Raw genomic sequence first — 24,346 nt, forward strand, 5'->3', positions numbered from 1 at the left:
CGTTTCTAACAAACGAAAGTGAATCCATTGACTAGCTGTCGTCTGTAACGAATGATTGCGGTGACACCCAAGCGAACGATCGGTGGCACATCATGTTTCGTAGACGTCTGACGGCGATGGTCTGTTCTGTCGCGGCACTCGGCCTGCTGGCCACGGGATGTGGCGGCACGGACAACGGAGGATCCGCGGCGGAGAAGAAGACCGGCGAGGTCACCTTCTGGTCCTTCGTCAAGGGTTCCGACAAGGTGGCTGAGGCCTTCAACCGGACGCATCCCGACATCAAGGTGAACTTCGAGACGGTGCCGTCGGGCCAGGAGTACTACTCCAAGCTCTCGAACGCCGTGAAGGCCGGTACCGTCCCGGACGTTGCGGTGGTCGAGTACCCCCAGCTGCCGGAGTTCGCCACTCAGGGCAAGCTGGAGAGCCTCGACGGAACTCTTGGCCCCTTGGTGGACAAGCGCTTTCCGCAGTCGACAAGGAAGTTGGTCCAGCTGGGGGGCAAGACGTGGGGTGTACCCCGCGACGCCGCGCCGCTGATGCTCTACTACCGCAACGACTTCTTCAAGACGCACAAGATCGACGTCCCCAAGACGTGGGCCGAGTACCGGAACATGACCGAGCGGGTGAAGAAGGCCGACCCGAAGGCCCGCGGCGGGGTCCTGTACACCGACAACCCGGGACTGCTGAGCGCCCTCACCTGGCAGGCCGGATCACAGTGGTTCTCCACGAAAAAGGACGCCTGGAAGGTCTCGCTCGACGACGCCCCCTCCCGGAAGGTGGCCGACTTCTGGGGCGACCTCGCCCGGAAGGACCTCGTCAGCTCACTGAGCTCGCTCGACCCGTTCTGGACGAGCGTCCAGCAGAACCGGACCGTCGCCTACGTCTGCGCGAGCTGGTGCGCAGGAGCGCAGCAGGCAACCGTCGCCGACCAGAAGGGCAAGTGGGCCGTGGCCCCGGTGCCGACCTGGGACGGCAAGCCGGCCTCCGCGATGTACGGCGGCTCATCCTTCGTCGTCCCGAAGGGTGCCAAGAACAGCGGCGCCGCCGCGGAGTTCATCAAGTGGATCACCACCGACCCCGTGGGCATGAAGGCGTGGGTCTCCTCCGGCACCAGCAGCATGTTCCCGGCCGACCCCGAGCTCGTGCCGGTCACCAAGTCCGCTTTCCCCACTGACTACTTCGGCGGCCAGGACGTATACGCCGTGGGCAGCAAGTCGTACGACGCGGTCGTGCCCGGATGGACGTGGGGCCCCGTCATGGGGACCACGAACACCGCCATCATCGACCAACTCCCGAAGGTCGCCGAGGGCAACGTGAAGCTCTCCGACGTCCTCACCGGCGCGCAGAAGGCCACCGTCAAGGACATCCAGCACCGCGGTATGACGCTCGCCCCGTAGTCGCGAAACCCCTGGTGAGCCAGTGCCGGCACCGCCAGCACCCGGCTCACCCGCACTTTCCCGCTCTCATTGAGGAAGGCCGGTATGGCAAGCCTGTCAGCCCGTGCCCAGCGACGCACCGCCGCGATGCTCCTGGCACCGTTCTTCGTTCTCTTCAGCGCCGTCACCGTGGCCCCGCTGCTCTACGCGGGCTGGATGAGCCTGTTCACCACCCGCACGTCCGGCCTCGGCTTCGGCGGCACCGAAGAGGTCTTCGCCGGTCTGGACAACTACGTCCGCGCCCTGTCGGACCCGGCGTTCCGCGACGGATTCATCACCATCGCCGCCTACGTCGCGATCTATATCCCGGTGATGATCGGCGGCGCGCTGGCCCTCGCCCTGCTGCTGGACTCGGCGCTGGTCAAGGCACGCGCCTTCTTCCAGCTGGCGCTGTTCCTCCCGCACGCGGTGCCCGGTCTGATCGCGGCGCTCATCTGGGTCTACCTGTACACCCCGGGGCTGAGCCCGGTGATCGGCTTCCTCAGCGCCGGTGGCCTCGACATCAGCTTCTTGTCGGCGGACAACGCGGTGTTCTCGGCGGCGAACATCGCCGTCTGGGAGTGGATCGGCTACAACATGGTGATCTTCTACGCCGCGCTCCAGGCGGTGCCGGGCGAGACCCTCGACGCGGCGAAGATCGACGGTGCGGGCGGCATCCGTACCGCCCTGTCGATCAAGGTGCCCATGATCCGCCCGGCCATCGCCCTGTCCGTGCTGTTCACGGTGATCGGGTCCGTCCAGCTCTTCACGGAACCGAAGGTCATCTACAGCGCCTCCAGCTCGATCGGCAGCAGCTGGACGCCCAACATGTACGTCCAGGCCGCCGCCTTCACCCACAACGACTTCGGTCTGGCAGCAGCAGCCTCGCTGCTCATCGCGCTGTTCGCCGCGGTGCTGTCCTTCCTAGTCACCCGTTTTTCGCGCAGCAGGAGCCAGGCGTGACCAAGACAACGACACTCAGCGCCCCGGCGCCCACCGCGGCGGCCCCCGACCGGAAGAGCCGGAGCAGGCCGACCGGGCGCAGTCCGCGGAGCCCCCGCAAGCGCTCCTCGGCCCTGCTGTCCAAGACCGGCGTGACCGCGATGCTGGGCCTCGCCGCCCTCTACACACTCCTGCCGATGCTCTGGCTGGTCCTGTCGTCCACCAAGAGCCGCAAGGACCTCTTCGCGACCAACGGCTTCGCACCGGGCAAGGACTTCGCGCTCTTCGACAACCTCAGCCACCTGTTCCAGGTCGACAACGGCATCTATCTGCGCTGGTTGGCGAACACGGTCCTGTACGCGGGTGTCGGCGCGCTGCTGGCCACGGTGTTCAGCGTGGCCGCTGGGTACGCGTTCGACAAACTCGCCTTCCCCGGCAAGGAGAAGCTCTTCTCCTTCGTCCTGCTGGGCGTCATGGTCCCCGGAACCGCAATGGCGATCCCGCTGTACCTGATCGCTGCCAAAGCCGGTCTGGTGAACACCTTCTGGGGCGTGTTCGTCCCCGGCCTCGTCTTCCCGTTCGGGGTCTACCTCGCCCGCGTGTTCAGCGCGGCCTACGTACCCAACGAGGTGCTGGAGGCCGCCCGGATGGACGGGGCCGGCGAGTTCAAGGCCTTCTGCCGCATCGCCTTCCCCATGCTCGCACCCGCCTTCGTGACCATCTTCCTCTTCCAGTTCACCCAGATCTGGAACAGCTTCTTCCTGCCCCTGGTGATGCTGTCCGACAAGCACCTCTATCCGGTCAACCTCGGGCTGTACGTCTGGTACTCGTCCGCGCTCTCCCAAGGACACCCGCAGGACTACCTCCTGGCCGTCGTCGGATCGCTGGTGTCCGTCGCCCCCCTGATCGTCCTCTTCCTGATGCTCCAGCGGTACTGGAAGTCCGGCATGACCGCCGGCGCGGTCAAGTAGGCCATCGTCTTGAGGATCCCCATGCCATCCACCCAGCCACGCCCGCGCGCCCTGTTCGCCATGGGCTGCCCACACCGCGATGCCCTCTTCCCGCCGACCGCCGTCCAACGGCTGACCCGTCACGTCGACATCGATCCGCAGCTCGTCGCCGAGGACTTCGGCCAGGTTCCGGACCTGGCGACTGTCGAACTCCTGATCACATCCTGGGGATGCCCCCCGCTCGACGACACCGTGCTGGCCCGAATGCCGGCCTTGAAGGCCGTCGTACACGCCGCGGGAAGCGTGAAACACCACGTGACCGAGGCGTGCTGGGACCGCGGACTCCTCGTCTCCACCGCGGCCGCCGCCAACGCCGTACCTGTCGCTGAGTACACCGTCGCCGCAGTCCTCTTCGCCAACAAGCGAGTACTGGAGATCGGCGGGCTCTACCGCGAACATCGAGCCGCCCTGGACTGGTCGGCGCGCTTTCCCGGCTTCGGCAACTACCGCAAGACCGTCGGCGTGGTGGGCGCATCCCTGGTGGGGCGCAGGGTGCTGGAGCTGCTGCGCCCCTACGACTTCGAAGTCCTGCTGGCCGATCCGCACATCGACGCGGCGACGGCCGAGGCGTTGGGAGCCCGGCTCGTCGACCTCGAGGAGATGCTCGCTGTCTGCGACGTCGTCTCGCTCCACGCCCCCGCTCTGCCCGAGACCTACCATCTGATGGATGCCCACAGGCTGTCGCTCCTGCGGGACGGCGCCACACTCATCAACACCGGGCGGGGCTCGCTCATCGACACCCAGGCCCTCACCGCAGAAGCCTCGTCAGGACGCATCCACGCCGTCCTCGACGTCACCGATCCCGAGGTGCTGCCGCAGACATCGCCGCTGTACTCGCTGCCCAACGTACTCCTGACCCCGCATATCGCCGGCTCGCTCGGCGGCGAGCTCGAGCGCATCACCCGGAGCGCCCTGGACGAGGTCGAACGCTACTGCGCCGGGCGGGAGTTCAACCATCCCGTGACCCGCGCGGCCCTGACGACTTCCGCGTGAGTTCCTGGGCGACCGACGCTCATCCCTGTACTGCTGGATCGGGGGTTGCCGCCCTGCCTTGACCCCATTACAACGCGGGCCCGACCTCCGCAACTCCCATGCCTGTCACACCTCGGAGTGCCACCATGCCCCACACCGGCCACCTGTCGGACGTTCTCGTCTACACCCGCACCACGGGCTACCGCCACGACTCCATCCACGCCGGGACGGCCGCACTGCGCGAGCTCGGCGAGGCGCACGGCTTCACGGTGGAGGCCTCCGAGAACCCCGCGGTCTTCACGGATGCCTCCCTGGCAGGGCGCAGTGCCGTGGTCTTCCTGTCCACGAGCGGCGAGGTGCTCACCCCGGACGGACAGGCAGCGCTGCGGCGCTGGATTGCGGACGGCGGCGGCTTGATGGGCGTTCACTCCGCCGCGTACACCGAGTACCAGTGGCCGTACTACGGCGACCTGCTCGGCGCGCGCTTCGCCCGCCACCCCGCCGTCCAGCCCGGCACCGTGCTGGTCGAAGACCAGAGCCATCCGGCGATGGCCCACCTCCCGCTGCGGTGGGACGGGAACGACGAGTGGTACGACTTCCGCAGCAATCCGCGCCGACCCGGCGTACGCGTCCTTGCCACCATCGACGAGTCCGGTTACGAGGGCGGCGGCATGGGCGACGATCACCCCGTGGTCTGGTGCAAGGAGTTCGGCGCCGGCCGTTCCGTCTGCACAACGCTGGGTCACGCGATCGACGCCTACACCGCCCCGGCCCTCCGCCGCCACCTCCTGGGCGGCCTGCGCTGGGCGTCGGGCGCGGCGGGCGGACCTTCGCGATCAGCGGCTGCAGATCTGCCTCCAGCTCGGTGTGCGCGTCCAAGAGCGGACCCACCCACTCCCGCAGGATCTGCACGGAGCCGCTGACCGCGGACGGCCGCGCGGCAGCGGCCTCATTCTGACCTGGGGGAGGGCGGCTGGCCCCACTGCGCCTCCAGCGCCCTCCGCAGGGCGTCGACCGGCTCCCGGCCGATCCGCTCGGCGAGTTGCGCTTCCAGCCGTTCAAGAATGACGCCGGCCTGGCGGTGCGCGCGTTCCCCTTCCCGGGTACGCCGGATCAGGCGCTGCCGGGCGGAGGTGGGGTCGGGAACCTGTTCGAGCAGTCCGGCGGCGATCAGGCCGTGCACGGCCTGGTGTGCGGTCTGCCGGGTCACGCCCATGCGCCGCGCCAGCTCCGAGACCGTGGTGCCCTCGTCGTCCAGTACGGCGAAGAGCTGCGCCTGCGTCGGGGAGACCGGCGCGGCACCGCCCGCTTCCATGGCCGCCAGCAGCCCTTCTTCGAACCAGCGCCGGGCATCACCGAGCAGTTGAGGGAGGTTGCGGCGGGTGGATTGCATGTGTTCCTCACGGCGACAGGGGACGGGGGTCGGGCTCGCCTCAAGGGTTGCCCACCGGCATCTTCCATGTCAGGCTACCTGACATTCCTGGTGGAAGCCGATCCGAGGAGACCCATGACCATCGAGTACGCCACCCGATACCGGCGGGCCTCGCGCATACCCGCCGAGGTGGGCAAGCCCTACTTCATCGAGAAGGGCGAGGGCGACCGTGCTCACCTGTTCGGTGACCTGGTCACCATCTACGCGGGCGGTGAGCAGACCGAGAACACCTTCAACTTCTTCACCGTCGAAGGTCCCAAGGGCGACCTCATCCCGGCCCACCTGCACTCGGACACCCACGAGGTCTTCTACATCGCCGCCGGCGCGGTCCGGCTGTTCGTCGAGGACACCGAGGGCAACCAGCAGGAGAAGCTGCTCACCCCCGGCGACTTCGGCTTCGTGCCCAAGAGTTGCCCGCACGCCTACCGTATGGAGCGCCACCACAGCCAGGTCGTCGGCGTCGCCGCCGGCCCCGGGAGCACTTTCGAGCGGTTCTTCGAAAACCTCGGCGCGCCCGCCGAGCAACTCGGCCTGCCCACCGAGCCGGTCATCCCGGAACCCGGCAAGTTCGTAAGCGTCCCCGAGCAGTACGACGTGCGTTTCCTGCCGGACCACCAGTGGCGGACCTGATGACGTCAGCCGAACCCTCGGTGCGGGAACTGATCGTCGCGCCCCACCCGGACCGCGCCCCCTTGCCGCCCGCCGATGAGAGGGAGCCCGGCGTACGCGAGCTGCGCGGCGTGCCCTACGGCGTTGTCGAGGGCGGCCGTCCGCTGGAGCTGGACCTGTGGTTGCCAAAGGTCAACCAGGCAGGGCCTGTTCCGCTGGTGCTGTTCGTGCACGGCGGCTCCTGGCGCCGGGGGCGACGCGATGACATGGGCCCGTGCATGCGGTCCTGGGTTCCGGGGCCTTTCGCGCGCATCGCGTCTGCGGGCTTCGCCGTGGCCTGTGCCGACTACCGGCTCAGCGGCGAGGCCACGTTCCCCGGCGCGCTCGACGATCTGCGCGCCGCGCTGCGCTGGCTCACCCTGCGCTCCGCAGAACTGGACATCGACACCGAGCGGACGGTGGTGTTGGGAGAGTACGCCGGCGGACACCTCGCCTCACTCCTCGCCCTGACACACACCGACCCGTCACCGGCCGGTGCGGTGATCTGGTACGCCCCGAGCGACCTGACCACTGCACGGGGCTCCTTCGCTCCCGAAGACCCTGCCACCCCCGAGGCCCTGCTGCTCGGCGCGGCCCCGGCCGCAGTCCCGCAGCGCGCCCGCGCGGCCAGCCCCGTCGCCCAGGTCCGCGCCGGTGCGCCACCGTTCCTTCTCGTCCACGGCGACGAGGACACCTTGGTGGCCTGCTCACACAGCGAATCCCTCGCCGCGGCACTGGAGCAGGCCCAGGTGCCGGCCTGGCTGTGGAAAGTCACGGGCGGCGACCACGGCTGGCACCGGCTGCCTGATGCCCAAGTCGAGGAAATCTTCACCCGATCCCTGACCTTCGCTCGTCACCTCGTCACCTCGTCACCTCGTCACCTCGTCACCTCGTGACCGGGAGGGCGAGTGGGGTGAGAGTGCCAAGGGTGTGCCGCGCAATCGAGTTGGGGGCTGCGATGTCCTCGTGAGCACTCCACGAGGCGCGTCCGGACTGCGGGGATGAGGTATTCGGCAAGGGCAGGGCGACGGCCGGGATGATGCGGCGTCGTCGGACTTGGTCGCGATAGATGTCGTGGTCGTACCCGCGGTCGGCGAAGAGGGAGTCCGGCTTGCATCGTGGGTGTCCGGTACGGCCTCTGATCGGTGGGATGGCGTCGAGCAGGGGCATGAGCTGGGTGACGTCGTGCGGTTGCCGCCGGTGAGGATCACAGCGAGCGGTGTGCCATGCCCGTCTGTGATTAACCTCGCGCTTTCACGAGGTGGGGTGTCCGATGCTTGATCAAATAAGCGGAGAGTGCTCCTGACCTGCAACGATGGGACTTGTCTAGGGTCCTGTTGGCTTCACGGAAAGAAGCACTCTCCAGGTGAAGAAGCGTATCGGGTCGTACGGTCGTACCGGCGTGTCCGCATCGAGGGCGGCGGCCGGGCGGTGGTCTCGCAGGCCGGGGGTGTGCTGCTGGTCGAGACAGTCCGCAAGGCCGGCCTGGACGCCGCGATATCAGCAGCGCTGACGCCGTGGCGGAAGGTTCGGGCGGTGCACGATCCGGGCAAGATCCTGCTGGACGTGGCCCTGGCGGTCGCGCTGGGCGGGGACTGCCTCGCGGATGTCGCCATGCTGCGGGCCGAGTCGGCCGTGTTCGGGCCGGTGGCCTCCGACCCGACGGTCTCCCGCCTCGTCGACACCCTCGCAGCCTCCGAGGAGAAGGCCCTGCGGGCCATCCGTGCCGCGCGGGCTGAAGTCCGCCGACGTGTCTGGCGGTTGGCCGGCCGGGAAGCGCCTGACGCGGGCGGGACGGTGACCGTGGACCTCGATGGTGTGCTGGTGATCGCGCACTCGGACAAGGAGGACGCCGCACCTACGTGGAAGCGAACTTACGGCCACCACCCGCTGATGGGGTTCGTCGACCACGGGCCGGGCGGCACGGGTGAACCGGTCGTGGCTCTGCTCAGACCAGGCAACGCGGGATCGAACACGGCGGCCGACCACATCACCGCCACCCGGCTGGCCTTGGCCCAGCTGCCGAAGAAGTACCGACGCGGGCGCCGCACCCTGATCCGCACCGACTCCGCGGGCGGCACCCACGACTTCGTCGCCTGGCTCGCTCAGCGGGGACGGTGGCTGTCCTACTCGGTAGGCATGGTGATCACCGAGCAGGTCCACCAGCATGTGATGAAGGTTCCGGCATCGGCCTGGACGGCGGCCGTCGAGGCGGACGGCGAGATCCGCGACGGCGCCTGGGTCGCCGAACTCACCGGCGACGTTCTGGACGGCTGGCCCAAGGGCATGCGGCTGATCGTCAGGAAGGAACGACCGCACCCCGGGGCCCAGTTGCGGCTCACGGATGCGGACGGCATGCGGCTGACCTGTTTCGCGACCAACACCTCGGGCCGGCCGATCGCCGAGCTCGAGCTCCGTCACCGGCTGCGGGCCCGGGCCGAGGACCGCATCCGAAACGCCCGGGCCACCGGCCTGCGGAACCTGCCCCTGCACCGCATGGCCCAGAACCGGATCTGGCTGGAGATCGTGCAGATCGCTCTCGACCTGCTGGCCTGGATGCCGATGCTCGCCCTGACCGGCAAGGCCCGTGTCTGGGAACCCCGCCGACTGAGGCTCCGCCTGTTCACCGCGGCCGGACAGCTCGTGACCACCGGCCGTCGGCGGATCCTCCGCCTGGCCCGGCACTGGCCCTGGACCGGTCACATCACCGCAGGCCTCGACCGGCTCACCCAACTGCCCGACCCTGGCTGACCAACGGATTTCCCGTCCCTTCGACAGCACCCCAACACCCGGAGCAGTGGAATCCGGCGCCCCCCCGAGACGACACTCGGGCCCTCGGCCTGCACAGCCTCAGCCCACGACACGAAAACGGTCCACCGACTCCGTCGGCGGACCGTCACGAAACTTCGAGGTTAAGCAGCTGTTTCTGATTCCTTGATCAGTCGTTAGCCATGTCGTGGATGATCGCGGTGACCTCGCTGTGCCCTTTGAGTCCTTGCTGGGGGCCTACTGGCTGGAATCTGAGTCCGATGATCAGCGTGGTGCGGCGGAGTGTGAAGGCGTCACCGATCTGTTGCCGTCTCGGACCGGCCGGGCTGTCATAGTCGCTCTCGCTGCGGTCACCGTGCTTGCCGCGGTGGTGGCGGCCATGGTGTAGGCCATCCAGCGGACGCGCGCCGACAGTGGTGGGGTGAGGAGCGGACGGGCGGGGTCCTTCTTGCTCCGGGTGAGACGCCTGGTCATGAGGGTGATGGCGGCCCAGGTGGTCAGGGTTTCGGAGTTCTGGACGAGCCGCTTCAGCCCGACCGTCGACCATTCCAGCCACTCGGCGGCCTGCTTGGGTTCGGCAGCGGAGGGACACAGGGCCCAGGGAGCTTGCCAGCTGTGGTCAGCGAAAGCTGTTCCAGTGCCGCACGGCGAGCCCAGTAGGGCTGTCGCGGTGAGGTCTACGTGCGCGCGCTGCTGAAGACGCTCGAAGGCCAACCGGCCGCCCTCCCACACCACCAGTTCCCCGTCGAGCGCAGTGTAGTCGGGCAGCTGTGAGGCCGCGGCGATGATTTCGGGAAAGGCCCCCGTCAGGTTCCCGCCGCTGTGGGAACGGATCTGGACCCGGTCGCCGGTTCACCGTCCCAGCAGCGCCCGGTAGCCGTCGTTCTCCAGAATCTGGCGTGTCTCATAAGACATGGGCCCGTCGAGACGACCGGGCTTATACACCTTGCCTCTGGCTGCCAGAAATGGGTCGGCTTCGGCCGGCCCCCTCGTCGAGTCTAATACCAGAGCAGCCGTGGCGGCCGCGTCGGCGGGCGGATGCCGGAGCGTGACTGCACACGGATTGACGCTCACTGCGGCGATCCCCAAGCTGGTGGGAGGGGCTGGTTGAAGGGACCGCAGTCGTGAGTGGTGGGCAGAGTGGACTTCCCCGATTGCTGACGGCAGCGGAGACAGCGGCGCCGGCGGACGCCGTCGACGTGATCGCGGAGGACCTGCGGCGGCGTTTCAACGCCACGAAGGTCACCTTCCTCATCGTGGACCTGACGGGGAAGGCGGTGGCGCGGCTGTCCACCGCCCCCGCTGAGGGTGGGCGAGAAGCGGAGCGGATCCCCCTGTTCGGCAGCGTCTACGAGGAGGTGATCCGTACCCAGCGGCTGTATCAGGAGGCGACCGGCCAAGGGCAGCGGGTGATCGTGCCGGTCACCAACCGGGGAGATGCGATCGGGCTGCTGGAACTGCTCCTGCCGGTCGGCCCCGGCGAGGACGTCCTCGATGCGGTCGGGGAAGCCGCCCACGTCCTGGCCTACGTCGTGATCGCCAACGGGCGCTTCACCGATCTCTACACCTGGGGCAAACGCTCCAAGCCCCCCACCCTGGCAGCTGAAATCCAGTACCAGCTACTGCCCCCGTCGCTGTCGTGCGAGGCTGCACAGTTCACCCTGTGCGGGAGCCTGGAGCCCTCCGAGGAGCTCAGCGGTGACACCTTCGACTACATCCTGGACCGCGACACCTTGCACGTATCGGTGACCGACCCCATGGGGCACGACATCGATGCCGCCCTGGCAGCCACGGTCCTGGTGGGCGCCCTGCGCGGCGCCCGCCGGGCGGGCGCCGACCTGGCCGAACAGGCCCACCGGGCCGACCAGGCACTGATCGACCACGGCCACGGTCACGCCACCGGGCAGCTGCTGCGCATCAATCTCCACACCGGGCGGGCCAGGCTCGTCAACGCAGGTCATCCCTGGCCGCTGCGCATGCGCGACGGGACTGTGGAGGAGATCATCTGCGAGGTGGACCACCCCTTCGGGCTGTCCGAGCTGACCCCCCACCCCTATCGTGTGCAGGACCTCGATCTGCGGCCCGGTGACCGTCTGCTCATGTTCACCGACGGCATGCTTGAACGTCACGGCGAGCTGGTCGACCTGCCCGCCCTGCTGGAGCGCACCCGGGACCTGCACCCGCGGGAGACCGTGCTGGCGCTGACGGCCGCGGTCCGGGACGCCGCCGACGGCCGGCTCCAAGACGATGCCACCGCCGTGTGCCTGGACTGGCACGGCCCCCAGGAGACCGAGCGGCACGTCAGCTCCGCCGCGGACATCCGGCAAGCCTCAGCCGCCCGCACGAAGGACCAGCCGTGATCTAGCTAGTAGCGTGTCGTTGCTTAGTTCTGGGTTGTTTGGTTGGGATGGTGGGGTCCGGCAGATGTTGCTTCCCTTCTGCCGGACGGGAGTTGGGGTGATGGGTTCGCAGAAGAAGAGGCCGGTGGTGCTGACCGCGGCTGATCGTGAAGAGCTGGTTCGGGTAACCACGACGGGTATCCATCCAGCCTCGGTGATCAGAAGGGCGCGGGTGCTGCTCGCGCTCGACACCTCTGCAGGCGCGATCGGCTCGCAGGACGCGGTCGCGGCCCGGGCCGGAGTCTCGGGCGAGACACTGCGGCTGGTGGCCAAGCGGTTCGCCGAGACCGGTGGCGATGTTCACGCCACGATCGCCCGGAAGAAGCGCGAGCTGCCGCCGGTACCCTCGCCGGTGACCGGTGAGGTCGAAGCCCGGCTGATCGCGATGGCATGCTCACAGCCACCCCAGGGCTATACCCGGTGGTCCCTGCGGCTGCTGGAGAAGCATGTCGCGCTGGTCGAGGACATCCCGAACCTGGATCACTCCACCATCGGGCGGGTCTTAAAAAAACGAAACTGCGTCCTCATCTGAAGAAGTGCTGGACCATCCCACCGAAGGCAAACGCGCAGTTCGCGGCCCGGATGGAAGACGTACTGGCCATCTATGCCCGGCCCTATGACCCAGCACGTCCGGTCGTGTGCATGGACGAGAAGCCCTACCAGCTCCTCGACCATGCCCGCGCCCCGCTCCCGGCCCGCCCTGGCCACGACACCTGCCAGGACAGCGAGTACATCCGCTGCGGCACGTGCTCAATCTTCGTGTGGGTCGAACCCCTGCGCGGGTGGCGTCGAGTTCAGGCACTGTCCCAGCGGACCCGGATCGACTGGGCCGGCCAGATCAAACAGCTGCTGAGCGTGGATTACCCCGACGCCGAGGCCGTGGTGCTGGTGATGGACAACCTCAACACCCACACCATCGCCTCACTGTACGAGGCCTTCGAACCAGAAGAGGCCTTCGCGCTGGCCCAACGCCTCGAGATCCACCACACGCCCAAACACGGGTCATGGCTCAACATCGCCGAGATCGAACTCTCCGCGCTGACCCGCCAATGCCTCGACCGCCGGATCAACGACCTCGACATCCTCAACACCGAACTCTCGGCCTGGCAGAACGCCACCAACACCGACCAACGCCAAGTGAACTGGCAGTTCACCACCCACGACGCACGCACCAAACTACGTCACCTTTATCCCAAAAATTAGCTACGACGGTCTACTAGTTTGTGAGCGTGGCCACGACGTGTGTGAAGCGGGCGTTCAAGTACCGCTTCTATCCGACCGATGCGCAGGCGGCCGAGCTGTCGCGCACGTTCGGGTGCGTGCGCAAGGTCTACAACCTTGCACTCGCCGCCCGCACCGAAGCGTGGGCGCGGCAAGAGCGGATCAACTACAACGCCACGTCGGCCATGCTGACCGCATGGAAGAAGACCGGGGAACTGGCGTTCCTCAACGACGTGTCGTCCGTGCCGCTCCAGCAGTGTCTGCGGCACTTGCAGACAGCGTTCAGTAACTTCTTCGCCAAGCGGGCCAGGTATCCGCGCTTCAAGTCGCGGAAGAAGTCGCGGAGATCTGCCGAGTACACCAGCAGTGGTTTCCGTTTCCGTGCCGGTGGCCTGACTCTGGCGAAGATGAACGAACCGCTGGACGTCGTGTGGTCGCGCCCGCTGCCCGAGGGGGTGTCCCCGTCCACGGTGACCGTGTCGCAGGACGGCGCGGGGCGCTGGTTCGTCTCCTTGCTGTGCGAGGACCCGGCCGTCAAGCGACTTGCCGCTACCGGTTCGGCAGTGGGAATCGATGTCGGTCTGGATCACCTGCTGACCCAGTCCACCGGGGAGAAGATCGCCAATCCCCGGCATGAACGCAAGGACCGCGCCCTCCTGGCCAAGGCTCAGCGAAGCCTCTCCCGAAAGGCCAAGGGCGACGGATCTAACCGGGTCAAGGCCCGGCGCAAGGTCGCCAAGATCCACGCGAGGATCACCGACCGTCGCCGAGACCACCTGCACAAACTGACCACTCGTCTCGTTCGTGACAACCAAACGATCGTGATCGAGGACCTGACCGTGCGCAACATGGTCAAGAACCGGAAACTTGCCCGCGCCATCTCGGATGCGGCGTGGTCGGACTTCCGGAGCATGCTGGAGTACAAGGCCGCCTGGTACGGGCGGGAAGTGATCGCGGTCGACCGCTTCTTCCCCTCGTCCAAGTTGTGCTCCCACTGCGGCACCTTGCAGGGCACGATGCCGCTCAACGTCCGCACCTGGACGTGTGACTGCGGCACGACCCACGACCGGGACGTGAACGCAGCACGCAACCTTCTGGCCGCCGGGCTGGCGGTGACCGTCTGTGGAGCCGGTGTAAGACCTCAACGGAGTTCTCCGGGCGGGCAGTCGGCGACGAAGCAGAAAACCCCACGGCGCGAGCCGTAGGAATCCCCCTCCTTTTCAGGAGGGGGGAGCATGTCAACGGTGGGTGCAAGCGGCAGCGTAGACCGCTGGGGCTTGGTAGCCGAGCGAGCTGTGTCGTCGGCGCCGGCTGTAGTCCTCCTTCCAGTCGCTGATCACGACTCGGGCTTGGGCCAGCGACCAGAAGATGTTGATGTTCAGGCATTCGTCACATCCGTTGCGCCAAGGCTCGCCGGGCGGGATGAAGGCGAGCCCGACCCGTTCGCCGGCCCAGTCGGCCATCGCCTCGCAGGCGAGCTCGGGGCCGTTGTCACAACGCAGCACGGCCGGGTAGCCACGCATCGCTGCGAGGCGGTCGAGTTCGTCGATCAGGGTGTCGCCGGTGATGTTGCGTTCGACCAGGCCGCCGAGGCATTCGCGGGTGTGCTCGTCGACCATGGATGCGATCTTGATCGGGCGGCCGTCGGTGGTGGCGTCGAACTGGAAGTCAACCGCCCAGACCTTGTTGGGGGCGTCGGCTGTCGGCTGGTCGGGTGCTGGTGCCGGTGCGTTTGCGGCGTCGGTGCTGTAGTGCAAACGGCTCCGGAGGGCCCTTCCTGGCGTCGTTTTTCGGTCGCAGGCCCGGCTCGCGGATCATCGCGGTGATTTCGGCGGCGGCACGCTCAGCACGGCCTGGGTGGCGCAGCCGTCGCTCCAGCGGCGGGAAGCCGACACTGCCGACGCGGGCGTCGTCGACATCGGTGCGGCAACGGACGATCAGCTCACCTTCGGGGGTGTAGACAGCGCGGATGACATCCGCCCACGGGAGGTGGAGAGTACGCCACAGGCCGCGAACGTGCAGTCCGTTGGAGTCGGCGGTGATCCTCCAGATCATCATCCGGAGGCAGACGCTCACCCAGTACAAACCACCCACCGACCAGATGGGCAGCTGCCACCACGTAGGGGAACCCGTGAAGAACGTCCCCAGCAGCATGATGGTCACGACGATGAACGCCACTCCGACCGAGCGTGCCACCGGACCTGCCTGCCACCGGACCGGTCCGGTAGCAGGGGTCATCGCGGCGAGGGCGTCTTGGACGCGGGCCTCGGCCGCTCGGCGGTGTGCGGCCGTGCGTGCTGTGCCGGGACGGTATTCCCCAGGCTTACCCGTGCCGTCGGGAGAACCGTGCCGTATCGGGGACGCGGTCGCCTCGACGACCCACTGCCCGGACTCAGTGGCGCTCGCCAGAATCAACTCACCGCCCTCGCCAGGTGCACCGTAGAGCAGGGCCTGGCGCAGTGCCGTGCGGGAACGGGTGTGGGGCTCGTAGCTCAGCACCGGGCGCAGGGCAGCGACGTCGTCGGCGGCGAATATCTCCGTACGTCCCTGATGGTGACGGGTCAGGACGCGCAGCACCGGAACCGGGGCGCGGCGCAGCGCGACCGCCCGGCGGCGGGAGAGCAGGCCCGAGCCGAGCGCGGTGACACCGAGCCCGGCGAGGACGAGTGCCAGCGCCTGGCGGCCGGTGCGGTCGCCGTAGGGCTCAGTGGCGAGCCGCACCCAATCGCTGTGCATCAGCACCGGCACGCGGCTGCCGACCCGATAACTGCCCTGCGCGTCGAACCTGTGTCGTGTGCTGTCTGGGAGGCGGACGGTGACGGTGTAGTCGTCAGTGTTGTAGGCCACGACCCGGGCGTTCTCGGACGTGGCCGTACGGGCCAGGCGGTCGTCTGTCCGGTCGTCCACGATGACGGTCGTGATCAGGGGACCGGCCACCGCGCAGAGGATCGCCCCCGCAATGCCGCGGACCAGGCCCCGGCGCCAAGGGCGGACGTCGTCTGTCGCCGGGGCGGGCACCGTGATGCCGCCGGCCGTGTCGAGCGCGAGCGACCGCTGGCGGCCGCGCGCCCGCAGCCGCGCCACGACGGCCGCCCAGCCCCAGCACAGCGCCGCCACAACGACGGCGTCCGCGATCTTCTCGGCCGGCCCACCCAGCCGAGTATCGGGATTGCTCATCCAGATCAGCAGCAACGGAGCCGACACGAGCGCGAGTTCCGGTAGCACAAACAGCCACACCAAGTGCGGCAGGAAGAGCATCGTTCCGGCCGCATCGAGCCAGTCCGCCCCACAGGGCGCGGCCACCGTGCACACCGAGTCGGGCGAGAACATCACCGCCATGACCACGGCCACCAGCAGCACCACCGCCGGCCCCACCGGCCGCGCCCACGCGGGCACCCGCGCGTCCGCCCACCGCCTGGCATCGGCGGACACCCAAGGGCGAGCGGGGACATCCGCGTACGGCACTGAACTCGTCGTCACCCGCGTATTATGCGGTCACGGCTGTGCGCCCCCTGAGCCTGGGGGCCAACGGGTGCTTTTTGTCGTGGGTCACGTCCGCAGTCCGGTGCACGAGCTACTCGGCGCAGCCTCAGTATGTTCTGCGGCGCAGGCTCCGCACGAAGAGCGGCACCGACAACAGGAGCAGGGCTCCTTCGACAGCCAGGCTGACCAGCCCGAGTGGCTCCGTCCAATGGCCGATGTCGTCGCTGTAGTCGGGCAGTCCCGGACCCCTGGAGAGGATGTAGCCCAGCAGAGGACCGACGGCGACCATGGCTGCCAGCAGCCATCCCAGTCGGACGAGGCCGATGAGGAGCAGCACGGCGGCGACCACGGCAGCGATCTCCAGGACGTGGTAGGCGACGCCGATGTAGTAGGGGTCCCTCGTTGCACTGATGCCGCCTTGGTCCACGACATGGACGGCGGCCACCGCGAGGCACAGCAGGGCTCCCGCCCACCTGGCCACCCAGGTAGCCTCCGGCGCCCTCCCGGTGTGGTGTGACATGCGGAGGTACCTTCTCCTTCCTTCAGCGCGCGTGCCTGCCGCGCCGCGATCCCATCTGCCCGGTTGACTCCTGAACAGGCAGCGCGTCGCACTTGTGTCAGATCCCAGCCTCAGCGGGCGGCTGCCCGCCGTCGCCCCCGACAGTGCAGACGAGTGACACAGAAGAGGTACCGTCGCGGACGGCGCTCCTCCACCAGCAGCCCGGGCGTCCACGACGTCGGGACTCCGCAGGCCTGGCGGGCAAAGCGCCGTTGCCGCGCAAGGGCACCGACACCAACGCCACCGGTGACGGATGCTGCACTAGCCAGGCCACCGAGACCGCCTCGGCGTCAGCCGGTTGCAGCTGCGGCTGACCCGCAGTTTGCGGGCGCGCGGCCGTGGTTGCTGTACAGCAGCGGAGTACAGCAACCACGGCGACCGCAGCCGACCTTCAGTGGCCTTTGACAACCCCACGACCGGCATTCTGGACCGCAATGACCTCGCAGCCGAGAGTTCGGGGCGAAGCGGTCGCTCCGTTGAGGTGCGCGGCATGACCGACGACGCCCCGGCCTGTCCCGAGTGCGGCCAGCCCATGAAGTCGGGCGGCCTCGTCCTCTCTCAACGGGAGGACGACGGCCGGCGGGCCTGCCGGACGCTCTGGAGGTGTACCGGTCGGCATGTCTGGTGGCGCTGGGCTGACCGGCCGGAGGAGCCGTTGGATGCCTGCCCGTTGCCCGAGCTGCCGCTGACATCCAACGCTGACATCAACGACCCCGGACGGCAGCGATATTCAGAAGCCACGTTTGGCACCGGTTCACGAGGCGAGCCCCGAACGGACCGAGGGGAGATCGAACTCCTGAAGCGGGTGTCGCAGGTTCGAATCCTGCCGGGGCACCGACGCAATGGCCCCGGACCGATCATGGTCCGGGGCCATTGACATCAACGCGGGTGGTACTGACGACCGCGCCGCGTTCTGAGCAGCCGATTCATGTGACTCATGGCCTCGTGCTGGGTGTCCAGCGAATGCGCCGTGTCGGGGAGCAGGAAGCGGGACAACCGGCCGAAAGGTGCACCGCATCCTGGCTCAGGGCGCGCGGTCAGGGTTGCATCGCAAACGGGCGGTCAGTTGCGTGAGCAGCGCGGCCACCTTGACCATCAGCCGCATGGCAGCGCGGGCCAGGATGGTCCGGGCCGCCGGTCGCACCGAGTCGTGATGATGCGATCCGTGTCAGCGTGCGGTGAATGTCCAGGTGCCTGAGCCCACGCGGTAGGTGGCGGTCCGGTCGCTGTTGTTCGCGTGCCGGGCTTCCGCGGGCGCGTGTACGCGGGCGTTTTCGGCGGGAAGGGGAACGGTCACGGTGGCGTGGCTGTTGGCGGGGATGGTGACGGTCAGTTCGATCTTGTCTCCGGTTTTGCGCCAGCTGCTGGTGATGCGGCCGCGCACGGTGTCCTGGGTGGTCGAGGCGTGATCGAGGCCGACGGGTATCTGTGGTGCGATCGTGATGTCGCGGTATCCGGGGCTGTCCGGTTGGATGCCTGCGAGCACCGTGTACAGCGAGGTGTTGAGGCCGGCGAACATGGCGTGGTCGTGGGTTTCCATGGACGAGCTGTACAGCCACTGCTCCCAGCTCGTGGTGGCGCCGTGGTCGATCTCGAAGCCGAACCCGGGGTAGCTGCGCTGGTTCAGCACCGTCATGGCCAGGTCGACATGCCCGATGCGGGCGAGCGCGTCCATGAGGTAGCGGGTGCCGAAGATGCCGGTGTCGAGGTGGCTGTCGTCGTGGTCGACGATGGTGCGCACAAGCTGTTCGCCGACCGCCTTTACGTGGTCGTCGGGGACCAGGCCGAGGGCGAGGGGCAGGATGCTGGTGACCTGGCGGCCGCTGCCGTAGGTGTCGCCGGCGGCGTTGAGGAAGTGGGCGTTGAACGCGTCCTTGATGCGTGCGGCCAGCGCTGTGAAGTGGCCGGAGTCGTCGTCGTGGCCGAGGGCCTGTGCCGCTTTCGCGGTGGCGCGTGCCTGGTCGTAGGAGAGCGCGGTGTTGACCAGGGACACCTCGCTGAAGCACTGGCCCGCGCCCGGGCCGCCCATGCCGTCGTTGGCCTCTGGCCGGTGGTCGGGCGGGCACCAGTCGCCGAAGCCCTTGTCCTCGGGCCAGATCAGCGACGGTACGTCGGCGGCATTGCGGTCCACGAACCGTTTCATGTCCCCGTACGCGCTCTGCAGCGTGTCCCGGTCGCCGTATTGCTCGTACAGGGTCCAGGCCAGGGAGACCTGCCCGCCCGCCATGTCGGGGTAGTGCGCCTTGGCGTCGTCGGAGGGCAGCGCGGTGCCCGGCGGGATGTCCTGGAGGTAGTTGGCGTAGAAGGCGTCCATGCCGAACTCACGGGTCGACGCGTCCCGGTACGCCTGGACATCCATCGCGGGTGGGGTGCGTTCGTCGCGCACCGGGGTGTCGGTGGGTGTGGACATGGAGTTGTTCAGGACGCTCTGGCGGTTGTTGCGCCAGATCGTGTTCAGCAGTGTGCTGGAGGAGGTGAAGGAGCCGGTGGACGGCACGTCCGCGTGCACGACCCGGGCCTGTATGTCGCCGGTGTGCGGGGTGCCGGGGTATCCGGTGACCTCCAGATAGCGGAAGCCGTGGTAGGTGAAGCGTGGCTCGTAGGTCTCGGGGCGGCCGGTGCCGGCCAGGGTGAAAGTGTCGGTGGCTGAGGCGTCCCGGTTGGTCGCGGTGTCCAGTGTTCCGTCGCTCTTGAGTTCCTCGGCGGTGCGCATCGTGATGCGGGTGCCCGCGGGACCGCGGGCACCGATGCGCGCCCACCCGGCGATGTTCTGCCCGAAGTCGTAGACGTAGGTGCCCGGCCTGGGCTGGGTGACCTTGACAGGGGTGAGGGTGTCGGTCACGCGGACGGGCGGCATGGTGTTCGCGTGCAGGGCGCCCTTGGGGGCCTGGACGGGGACGGTGTTCTTCCAGGTGTGGGCGTCGAAGTGCGGGGTGTCCCAGCCGGGTTGCTCCTGGCGGGCGTCGTAGGACTCGCCGTCGTACAAGTCGTCGGCGGTGACCGGCCCGTTCGCCCACTTCCAGGACGGGTCCGTGGTGACCTTCGCGTGGGTGCCGTCGGCGTACGTGACGTCGAGCAGCATGATGGCCTGCCGCTGCCCCTGCCAGCGGAAGCCGTAGGGGTTGTAGTTCTTGCCGTAGCCGTGCCCGAGCCACAGGCCCACGGTGTTGTCGCCCTTGTGGAGTGACTTGGTGACGTCATACGTGTCGTACAGCACCCGCCGGTCATAGGGTGCGGCTCCCTGGGCGAGGACGTGGTCTCCCACCTTGGCGCCGTTCAGGTGCAGTTCGTCGAAGCCGAGGCCGGAGACGTAGGCGCGGGCCCGGGCGACCTTCTTGTCGAGGGTGAAGTCCTTGCGCAGCAGCGGCGCGCCGGCCTCGGTGTCGGAGGCGCCGATCCACTGGGCCCCGCGCCAGTCGGCGGTGGGGCCAAGTGTGCTCTCCCAGTAGGCGGGCGTGCTCCATGCCGAGGGCCGGCCGTGCTCGTCCCATACGCGTACCTGCCAGTAGGCGCGGGTGCCCGGTGGAAGCGCGGGCCCGTCGTAGGTCACGCCGACGGAGTCGTCCGATTTCTGCCGTCCGCTGTCCCAGATGTCAGCGTGGCCGCGGGTCAGGTCGGCGGCGGATGATGCCACGCGGATCTGGTAGGCGCGTTGTTCGGCGTCGCGCTCGCCGGAGCTCAGCTGCCAGCCGAGGCGTGGGTGCGCGGTCTCGACCGCCAAGGGCTGGGCTCTGCCGTCGGTGGTCGTGGCGATGACTCGCAGCGCCGGGTGTGCGGCGGCTGCCGTTCCGGTCGAGAGCACTGTGGTGAGCAGAGTGATCGTGCACAACGAGGCGGCCACGGTGCGGCCGGTGGCCGGTTGTCTGCTGCGTCGGAGCATGGAGGGGCCCTTCGCGGAACACATCGCCGGAGCAGGGACGCGATGTAACGATTCAATGTTGCGATTGTTTCGGTTGTTATATCAGCGACTCCGACGCCTAGGAACCCTGTGCACAACGTGGTTGTTGCGAGCGAAGCTCAAGCCGGCGATCTGAATCAATTCATTTGACTGGCACGTGCGCGCATGTCGGTGTGCAAGGTGGTGTGAGCTGCGGCGTTGCCCTGAAGCGCGGCCTTTGTCGCCGCGCTCGCGAGGGGTTCACCGCGGACGAGTTGGCGCAGACCTTCTTGTGCGCTGCGCGGTTCAGTCCGATGCTGATGCCTCTTGTCGTCTTACGTTCGGAGCTGTTGCATGGGTCGCAAGGGTCGCATGAACCGGCGTTCCTTCCTCACGATGACCGGCGGGGCCACGCTGACGGGGTGGGCCGCGTTCAGATCCCAGAAGCAGGCGTTCGCCGCAGAGGTCGCCGGATCCGCAGCTGCGCCGCCGGAATGGGACGGGCAGCCGCGCATCTTCCAGGTGGGCCGCGAGCCGGCCAGGACCGGCCGGCTCGTCCCGTTCGCGTCCGCCGCCGAAGCCTTGCGGTCGGACATCGAGCACTCCCCGTATCACCTCTCACTGAACGGGAGTTGGCGCTTTCGCTGGGCCAAGAACCCCGACGTCCGGCCGGTGGGTTTCCAGGAGCCCAGCTACGACGACGGTGCCTGGGACACGATCACGGTGCCGTCCAACTGGGAGATCGAGGGGTATCCGGAACCGATCTACCTGAACATCGCCTACCCGTGGTCGGGCTACGAGAAGCCCGAACCTCCCTCCGTGCCCAAGGAGTTTAACCCCGTCGGCTCCTACCGGCGTACCTTCGAGGTGCCGCAGGCATGGAGGGGGCGGCGGACGCTGATCTCCTTCCAGGGGGTGAAGTCGGCGTTCTTCGTGTGGGTCAACGGCCGGCGCGTGGGCTATAGCGAGGACAGCTACACCCCGGCCGAGTTCGACATCACCGCCCACCTGAAGAGCGGCACCAACACCCTCGCCGTGGAGGTGTACCGCTGGTCGGACGGGAGCTGGCTGGAGGACCAGGACATGATCGACCTGTCCGGCATCTTCCGCGACGTCTTCCTCTACTCGACACCCCCCACTGACGCCGCCTACCTTCACGACCTGTTCGTCCACACCCGACTCGACGACCGGTTCGAGAACGCCGCGCTCACCCTCACCGCGACGGTACGCGGCGCGGCAGCCGCCGGGCACCGCCTGGTGGCGGAGCTCCACGACGCCCGAGGCCGTCGCCTCACCACCCTGCGGGCCGCCGTGGGCGACGACGAGGACGTCGAACTGGCGGCGGACGTCCGTGTGCCCGCGCTGTGGTCCGCCGAAGACCCGAACCTCTACACCCTGATCGTGTCCCTGGTCGACACCCACGAGCGCGCCGTCGACGTGCACCGCACCCGCGTGGGATTCCGCCAGATCGGCTTCGGCCCGGGCGAACTGACCGTGAACGGCGAGCCGTTGATGATCCGCGGCACCAACCGGCACGAGACCGATCCCGATCACGGACAGGCCGTGCCCGAGGACCGGATGATCCAGGACATCCACCTGATGAAGCAGCACAACATCAACGCCGTGCGCACCTCCCACTATCCCAACCATCCGCGCTGGCTGGAACTGTGCGACGAGTACGGCCTGTACGTCATAGCCGAGACCAACCTCGAAACCCACGGTGTGCGAGACACCGTGCCCACATCGCTGCCGGAGTGGACCGAAGCGTGCTTGGACCGGATGCGCTCGTCCGTGGAACGCGACAAGAACCACCCGTGCGTGATCTTCTGGTCACTGGGCAACGAGGCCGGCGCCGGGGACAACTTCCGCGCCATGGCCGACTGGACCCACCGACGCGATCCCTCGCGCCCCGTGCACTACGAGGGTATGAACGAGGTCGCGGACGTGCACAGCGAGATGTACACGAAGCCCGCCGACGTGGAGAAGTACGGCACGTCGGGCAACAAGACCCCGTTCATCCTGTGCGAGTACGCCCACGCGATGGGCAACAGCACCGGCAACCTCCAGGAGTACTGGGACGTCTTGGAGCGCTACCCCAACCTGCACGGTGCGTTCGTGTGGGACTGGGTCGACCAGGCTATCCGGCTGCCTGTGCCCGGCGACAAGAAGCACACCTACCTCTCCTACGGCGGCGACTGGCACCCCGGATACCCCACCGACAAGAACTTCTGCTGCAACGGGCTGACCAACGCCGACCGCCTCCCGCATCCGGGCCTGCTGGAGGTGAAGAAGGTCTACCAGCCCGTCGCGACGAGCGCCGCCGACCTGAGCGGGCGCGACGCGGTGAGCCTGACGGTGCGCAACAAACACCTGTTCACCGGCCTCGACCGCTACGAGCTGCGCTGGCGCGTCACCCGCGACGGCGAGCAGATCCAGGCAGGCGACGCGCCAGCCCCGAACATCGCTCCCGGTAAGAACGGCACCGTCCGCATCCCGTGCCGCCGACCCGCCCGTCCTCAGGCTGGCGCCGAATACCTGCTGGAGGTCCGCTTCGTGCTACGCGCCGACGAGCGCTGGGCGCAGGCCGGACACATCGTGGCCGCCGATCAACTGCCCCTCGCCGACTGGCACACGCCCGCCCCCGCCGAACCGCAGACCGGCACGCTCCCGCACCTGTCGCAGCAGCGGACGGACACGACAATCCATATCACCGGCCACGACGTGGAGGTCGACGTCGACCCCCGCACCGGCAGCCTGACCACGTACAAGGTGAAAGGCCGGGCGCTGCTCACCGAGGGCCTGGTCCCCAACTTCTGGCGCGGCCCCACCGACAACGACATCGGACGCGGCTTCCACAAGACCGCGGCGACCTGGCGCGACGCCGGCGCACGACGAACCGTGACGAAGGTGGACGTCACCCAGCCCACCCCCGGCGAAGTCGTCGTCGACGTGACCGCGACCCTGCCCACGACGCCGGCCCCCGCGACCTGGACCACGCGACTGACCGTACGGGGCGACGGCGAATTGCGGATACGCCACACCCTCGACGCCCCCACCGGGCTGCCCGATATCCCCCTGATCGGCACCCTGTTGACGCTTCCCCTGGGGTTCGAGCAGATCGACTGGTACGGACGCGGCCCCCAGGAGAACTACTGGGACCGGCACACCGGCGCCTTCATCGGCCGCTACCGCTCCCGCGTCGACGACCAGGTGGCCCCTTACGTGCGCCCACAGCAGACCGGCAACATGACCGACGTCCGGCACCTGTCCCTGGTGGACCGCTCCGGCTTCGGTATCACCGTCACCGCCGACCCGGCCAAGGGGGAGCCCTACCTCGAATGCAGCGCCCTACACTACACGCCGACCGACCTGGAAAACGTCGGCCACCCATATGAGCTCACGCGCCAGTCACAAGCCGTCCTCGGCGTGAACTTCCGCCAGATGGGCGTGGGCGGCAACGACTCCTGGGGCGCCCCGCCGCTCGACACGTACCTGCTGCACTCGGGCCGCAGCTACACCTGGGCCTATCGGCTGGCCCCCGCACAGCACAGCCGCTGACACCGGGCAGCGGCTGTCGACGACGTGGTGTCCACCTCCGGCGAGGCGGGATAAGCCAGCC

The 24,346-nt window shown here is 68.1% G+C and carries 16 protein-coding genes, 1 tRNA gene and 2 pseudogenes; 14 read left to right on the plus strand and 5 right to left on the minus strand.

Translation table 11 applies throughout. The annotated features are described in order from the left end of the window. The first annotated feature begins 92 nt into the window (after positions 1–92). The 5 genes from OG456_RS37095 to OG456_RS37115 all read left to right on the plus strand — a co-directional run bounded on the left by OG456_RS37095 (position 93) and on the right by OG456_RS37115 (position 5,262). Positions 93–1,397, plus strand: coding sequence for an ABC transporter substrate-binding protein (locus OG456_RS37095; RefSeq protein ID WP_266568865.1), 1,305 nt, complete (start codon positions 93–95; stop codon positions 1,395–1,397). 84 nt (positions 1,398–1,481) lie between these two features. After that, on the plus strand, positions 1,482–2,378 hold the full coding sequence (locus tag OG456_RS37100) for a carbohydrate ABC transporter permease (RefSeq protein WP_266568867.1): 897 nt from the start codon (positions 1,482–1,484) through the stop codon (positions 2,376–2,378). Then, positions 2,375–3,328, plus strand: a complete 954-nt coding sequence (locus tag OG456_RS37105) for a carbohydrate ABC transporter permease (protein WP_266568869.1) — start codon at positions 2,375–2,377, stop codon at positions 3,326–3,328. The genes OG456_RS37100 and OG456_RS37105 overlap by 4 nt, the downstream gene beginning before the upstream one ends. A gap of 60 nt (positions 3,329–3,388) precedes the next feature. Continuing rightward, positions 3,389–4,360 (plus strand): hydroxyacid dehydrogenase, encoded by a 972-nt coding sequence (locus OG456_RS37110; RefSeq protein WP_266569552.1) that lies wholly within the window; start codon positions 3,389–3,391, stop codon positions 4,358–4,360. A 125-nt stretch (positions 4,361–4,485) separates the two neighbouring features. Beyond that, positions 4,486–5,262: a ThuA domain-containing protein gene (locus OG456_RS37115; protein ID WP_266568871.1), complete on the plus strand. Its 777-nt coding sequence runs from the start codon at positions 4,486–4,488 to the stop codon at positions 5,260–5,262. Between the two features lie 26 nt (positions 5,263–5,288). On the opposite strand, the gene OG456_RS37120 is transcribed toward OG456_RS37115, so the two are convergent. Beyond that, the gene (locus tag OG456_RS37120) at positions 5,289–5,732 is read right to left on the minus strand and encodes a MarR family winged helix-turn-helix transcriptional regulator (protein ID WP_266568873.1); all 444 of its coding nucleotides are present in this window, start codon (positions 5,730–5,732) and stop codon (positions 5,289–5,291) included. 114 nt (positions 5,733–5,846) lie between these two features. Here OG456_RS37120 and OG456_RS37125 point away from each other — a divergent pair, with 114 nt between their 5' ends. Then, complete coding sequence (locus OG456_RS37125; RefSeq protein ID WP_266568875.1) at positions 5,847–6,401, plus strand: quercetin 2,3-dioxygenase; 555 nt, start codon at positions 5,847–5,849, stop codon at positions 6,399–6,401. Next, positions 6,401–7,315 carry an alpha/beta hydrolase gene (locus tag OG456_RS37130; protein WP_266568877.1) on the plus strand — a complete coding sequence of 305 codons (915 nt, stop codon included), beginning with the start codon at positions 6,401–6,403 and terminating at the stop codon, positions 7,313–7,315. The genes OG456_RS37125 and OG456_RS37130 overlap by 1 nt, the downstream gene beginning before the upstream one ends. Before the next feature lie 127 nt (positions 7,316–7,442). Here OG456_RS37130 and OG456_RS37135 read toward each other — a convergent pair. Beyond that, positions 7,443–7,663 (minus strand): annotated as a pseudogene (locus OG456_RS37135) (transposase); the annotation flags it as partial. Between the two features lie 166 nt (positions 7,664–7,829). Here OG456_RS37135 and OG456_RS37140 point away from each other — a divergent pair. The 5 genes from OG456_RS37140 (at position 7,830) to OG456_RS37160 (ending at position 14,013) form a co-directional block, all read left to right on the plus strand. Continuing rightward, positions 7,830–9,170: an IS1380 family transposase gene (locus OG456_RS37140; protein WP_266569553.1), complete on the plus strand. Its 1,341-nt coding sequence runs from the start codon at positions 7,830–7,832 to the stop codon at positions 9,168–9,170. 1,172 nt (positions 9,171–10,342) lie between these two features. Further along, a complete protein-coding gene (locus OG456_RS37145) occupies positions 10,343–11,548 on the plus strand; it encodes a PP2C family protein-serine/threonine phosphatase (protein WP_266568879.1) in 1,206 nt (401 codons plus the stop codon). A gap of 100 nt (positions 11,549–11,648) precedes the next feature. Next, complete coding sequence (locus OG456_RS37150) at positions 11,649–12,119, plus strand: helix-turn-helix domain-containing protein (protein WP_266563812.1); 471 nt, start codon at positions 11,649–11,651, stop codon at positions 12,117–12,119. Next, positions 12,008–12,790: an IS630 family transposase gene (locus OG456_RS37155; protein WP_266557090.1), complete on the plus strand. Its 783-nt coding sequence runs from the start codon at positions 12,008–12,010 to the stop codon at positions 12,788–12,790. Before OG456_RS37150 ends, OG456_RS37155 begins: the two co-directional genes overlap by 112 nt. A 26-nt stretch (positions 12,791–12,816) precedes the next feature. Beyond that, entirely contained in the window at positions 12,817–14,013 is a 1,197-nt protein-coding gene (locus tag OG456_RS37160; RefSeq protein WP_266568881.1) for an RNA-guided endonuclease TnpB family protein, read from the plus strand. Positions 14,014–14,046: 33 nt separating this feature from the next. On the opposite strand, the pseudogene OG456_RS37165 reads toward OG456_RS37160, so the two are convergent. Together OG456_RS37165 and OG456_RS37170 are read right to left on the minus strand one after the other, a co-directional pair. Then, a pseudogene (locus OG456_RS37165) lies at positions 14,047–14,557 on the minus strand (DDE-type integrase/transposase/recombinase); the annotation flags it as partial. A gap of 1,840 nt (positions 14,558–16,397) precedes the next feature. Beyond that, positions 16,398–16,811: a hypothetical protein gene (locus OG456_RS37170; protein WP_266568883.1), complete on the minus strand. Its 414-nt coding sequence runs from the start codon at positions 16,809–16,811 to the stop codon at positions 16,398–16,400. A gap of 804 nt (positions 16,812–17,615) precedes the next feature. On the opposite strand from OG456_RS37170, the gene OG456_RS37175 reads away from it, so the two are divergent. Beyond that, positions 17,616–17,684: transfer RNA gene (locus OG456_RS37175), tRNA-Phe, on the plus strand. Between the two features lie 334 nt (positions 17,685–18,018). Here the strand turns inward: OG456_RS37175 and OG456_RS37180 are convergent. Next, on the minus strand, positions 18,019–20,730 hold the full coding sequence (locus OG456_RS37180) for a family 78 glycoside hydrolase catalytic domain (protein WP_266568899.1): 2,712 nt from the start codon (positions 20,728–20,730) through the stop codon (positions 18,019–18,021). Between the two features lie 351 nt (positions 20,731–21,081). Between OG456_RS37180 and OG456_RS37185 the strand changes: the two genes are divergently transcribed. After that, positions 21,082–24,285 (plus strand): glycoside hydrolase family 2 TIM barrel-domain containing protein, encoded by a 3,204-nt coding sequence (locus tag OG456_RS37185; RefSeq protein ID WP_266568901.1) that lies wholly within the window; start codon positions 21,082–21,084, stop codon positions 24,283–24,285. Positions 24,286–24,346 lie beyond the last annotated feature (61 nt).

The organism is Streptomyces sp. NBC_01446, from assembly GCF_026340095.1.
Lineage (GTDB): Bacteria > Actinomycetota > Actinomycetes > Streptomycetales > Streptomycetaceae > Streptomyces > Streptomyces aureus.

Excerpts from the sequence above, each read along its gene's own strand:
- OG456_RS37130 (WP_266568877.1), top strand. The coding sequence starts at position 6,401 with ATGACGTCAGCCGAACCCTCGGTGCGGGAACTGATCGTCGCGCCCCAC.
- OG456_RS37150 (WP_266563812.1), top strand. The coding sequence starts at position 11,649 with ATGGGTTCGCAGAAGAAGAGGCCGGTGGTGCTGACCGCGGCTGATCGT.
- OG456_RS37100 (WP_266568867.1), top strand. The coding sequence starts at position 1,482 with ATGGCAAGCCTGTCAGCCCGTGCCCAGCGACGCACCGCCGCGATGCTC.
- OG456_RS37120 (WP_266568873.1), bottom strand. The coding sequence starts at position 5,732 with ATGCAATCCACCCGCCGCAACCTCCCTCAACTGCTCGGTGATGCCCGG.
- OG456_RS37170 (WP_266568883.1), bottom strand. The coding sequence starts at position 16,811 with ATGTCACACCACACCGGGAGGGCGCCGGAGGCTACCTGGGTGGCCAGG.
- OG456_RS37110 (WP_266569552.1), top strand. The coding sequence starts at position 3,389 with ATGGGCTGCCCACACCGCGATGCCCTCTTCCCGCCGACCGCCGTCCAA.
- OG456_RS37180 (WP_266568899.1), bottom strand. The coding sequence starts at position 20,730 with ATGCTCCGACGCAGCAGACAACCGGCCACCGGCCGCACCGTGGCCGCC.
- OG456_RS37095 (WP_266568865.1), top strand. The coding sequence starts at position 93 with ATGTTTCGTAGACGTCTGACGGCGATGGTCTGTTCTGTCGCGGCACTC.
- OG456_RS37115 (WP_266568871.1), top strand. The coding sequence starts at position 4,486 with ATGCCCCACACCGGCCACCTGTCGGACGTTCTCGTCTACACCCGCACC.
- OG456_RS37125 (WP_266568875.1), top strand. The coding sequence starts at position 5,847 with ATGACCATCGAGTACGCCACCCGATACCGGCGGGCCTCGCGCATACCC.
- OG456_RS37185 (WP_266568901.1), top strand. The coding sequence starts at position 21,082 with ATGGGTCGCAAGGGTCGCATGAACCGGCGTTCCTTCCTCACGATGACC.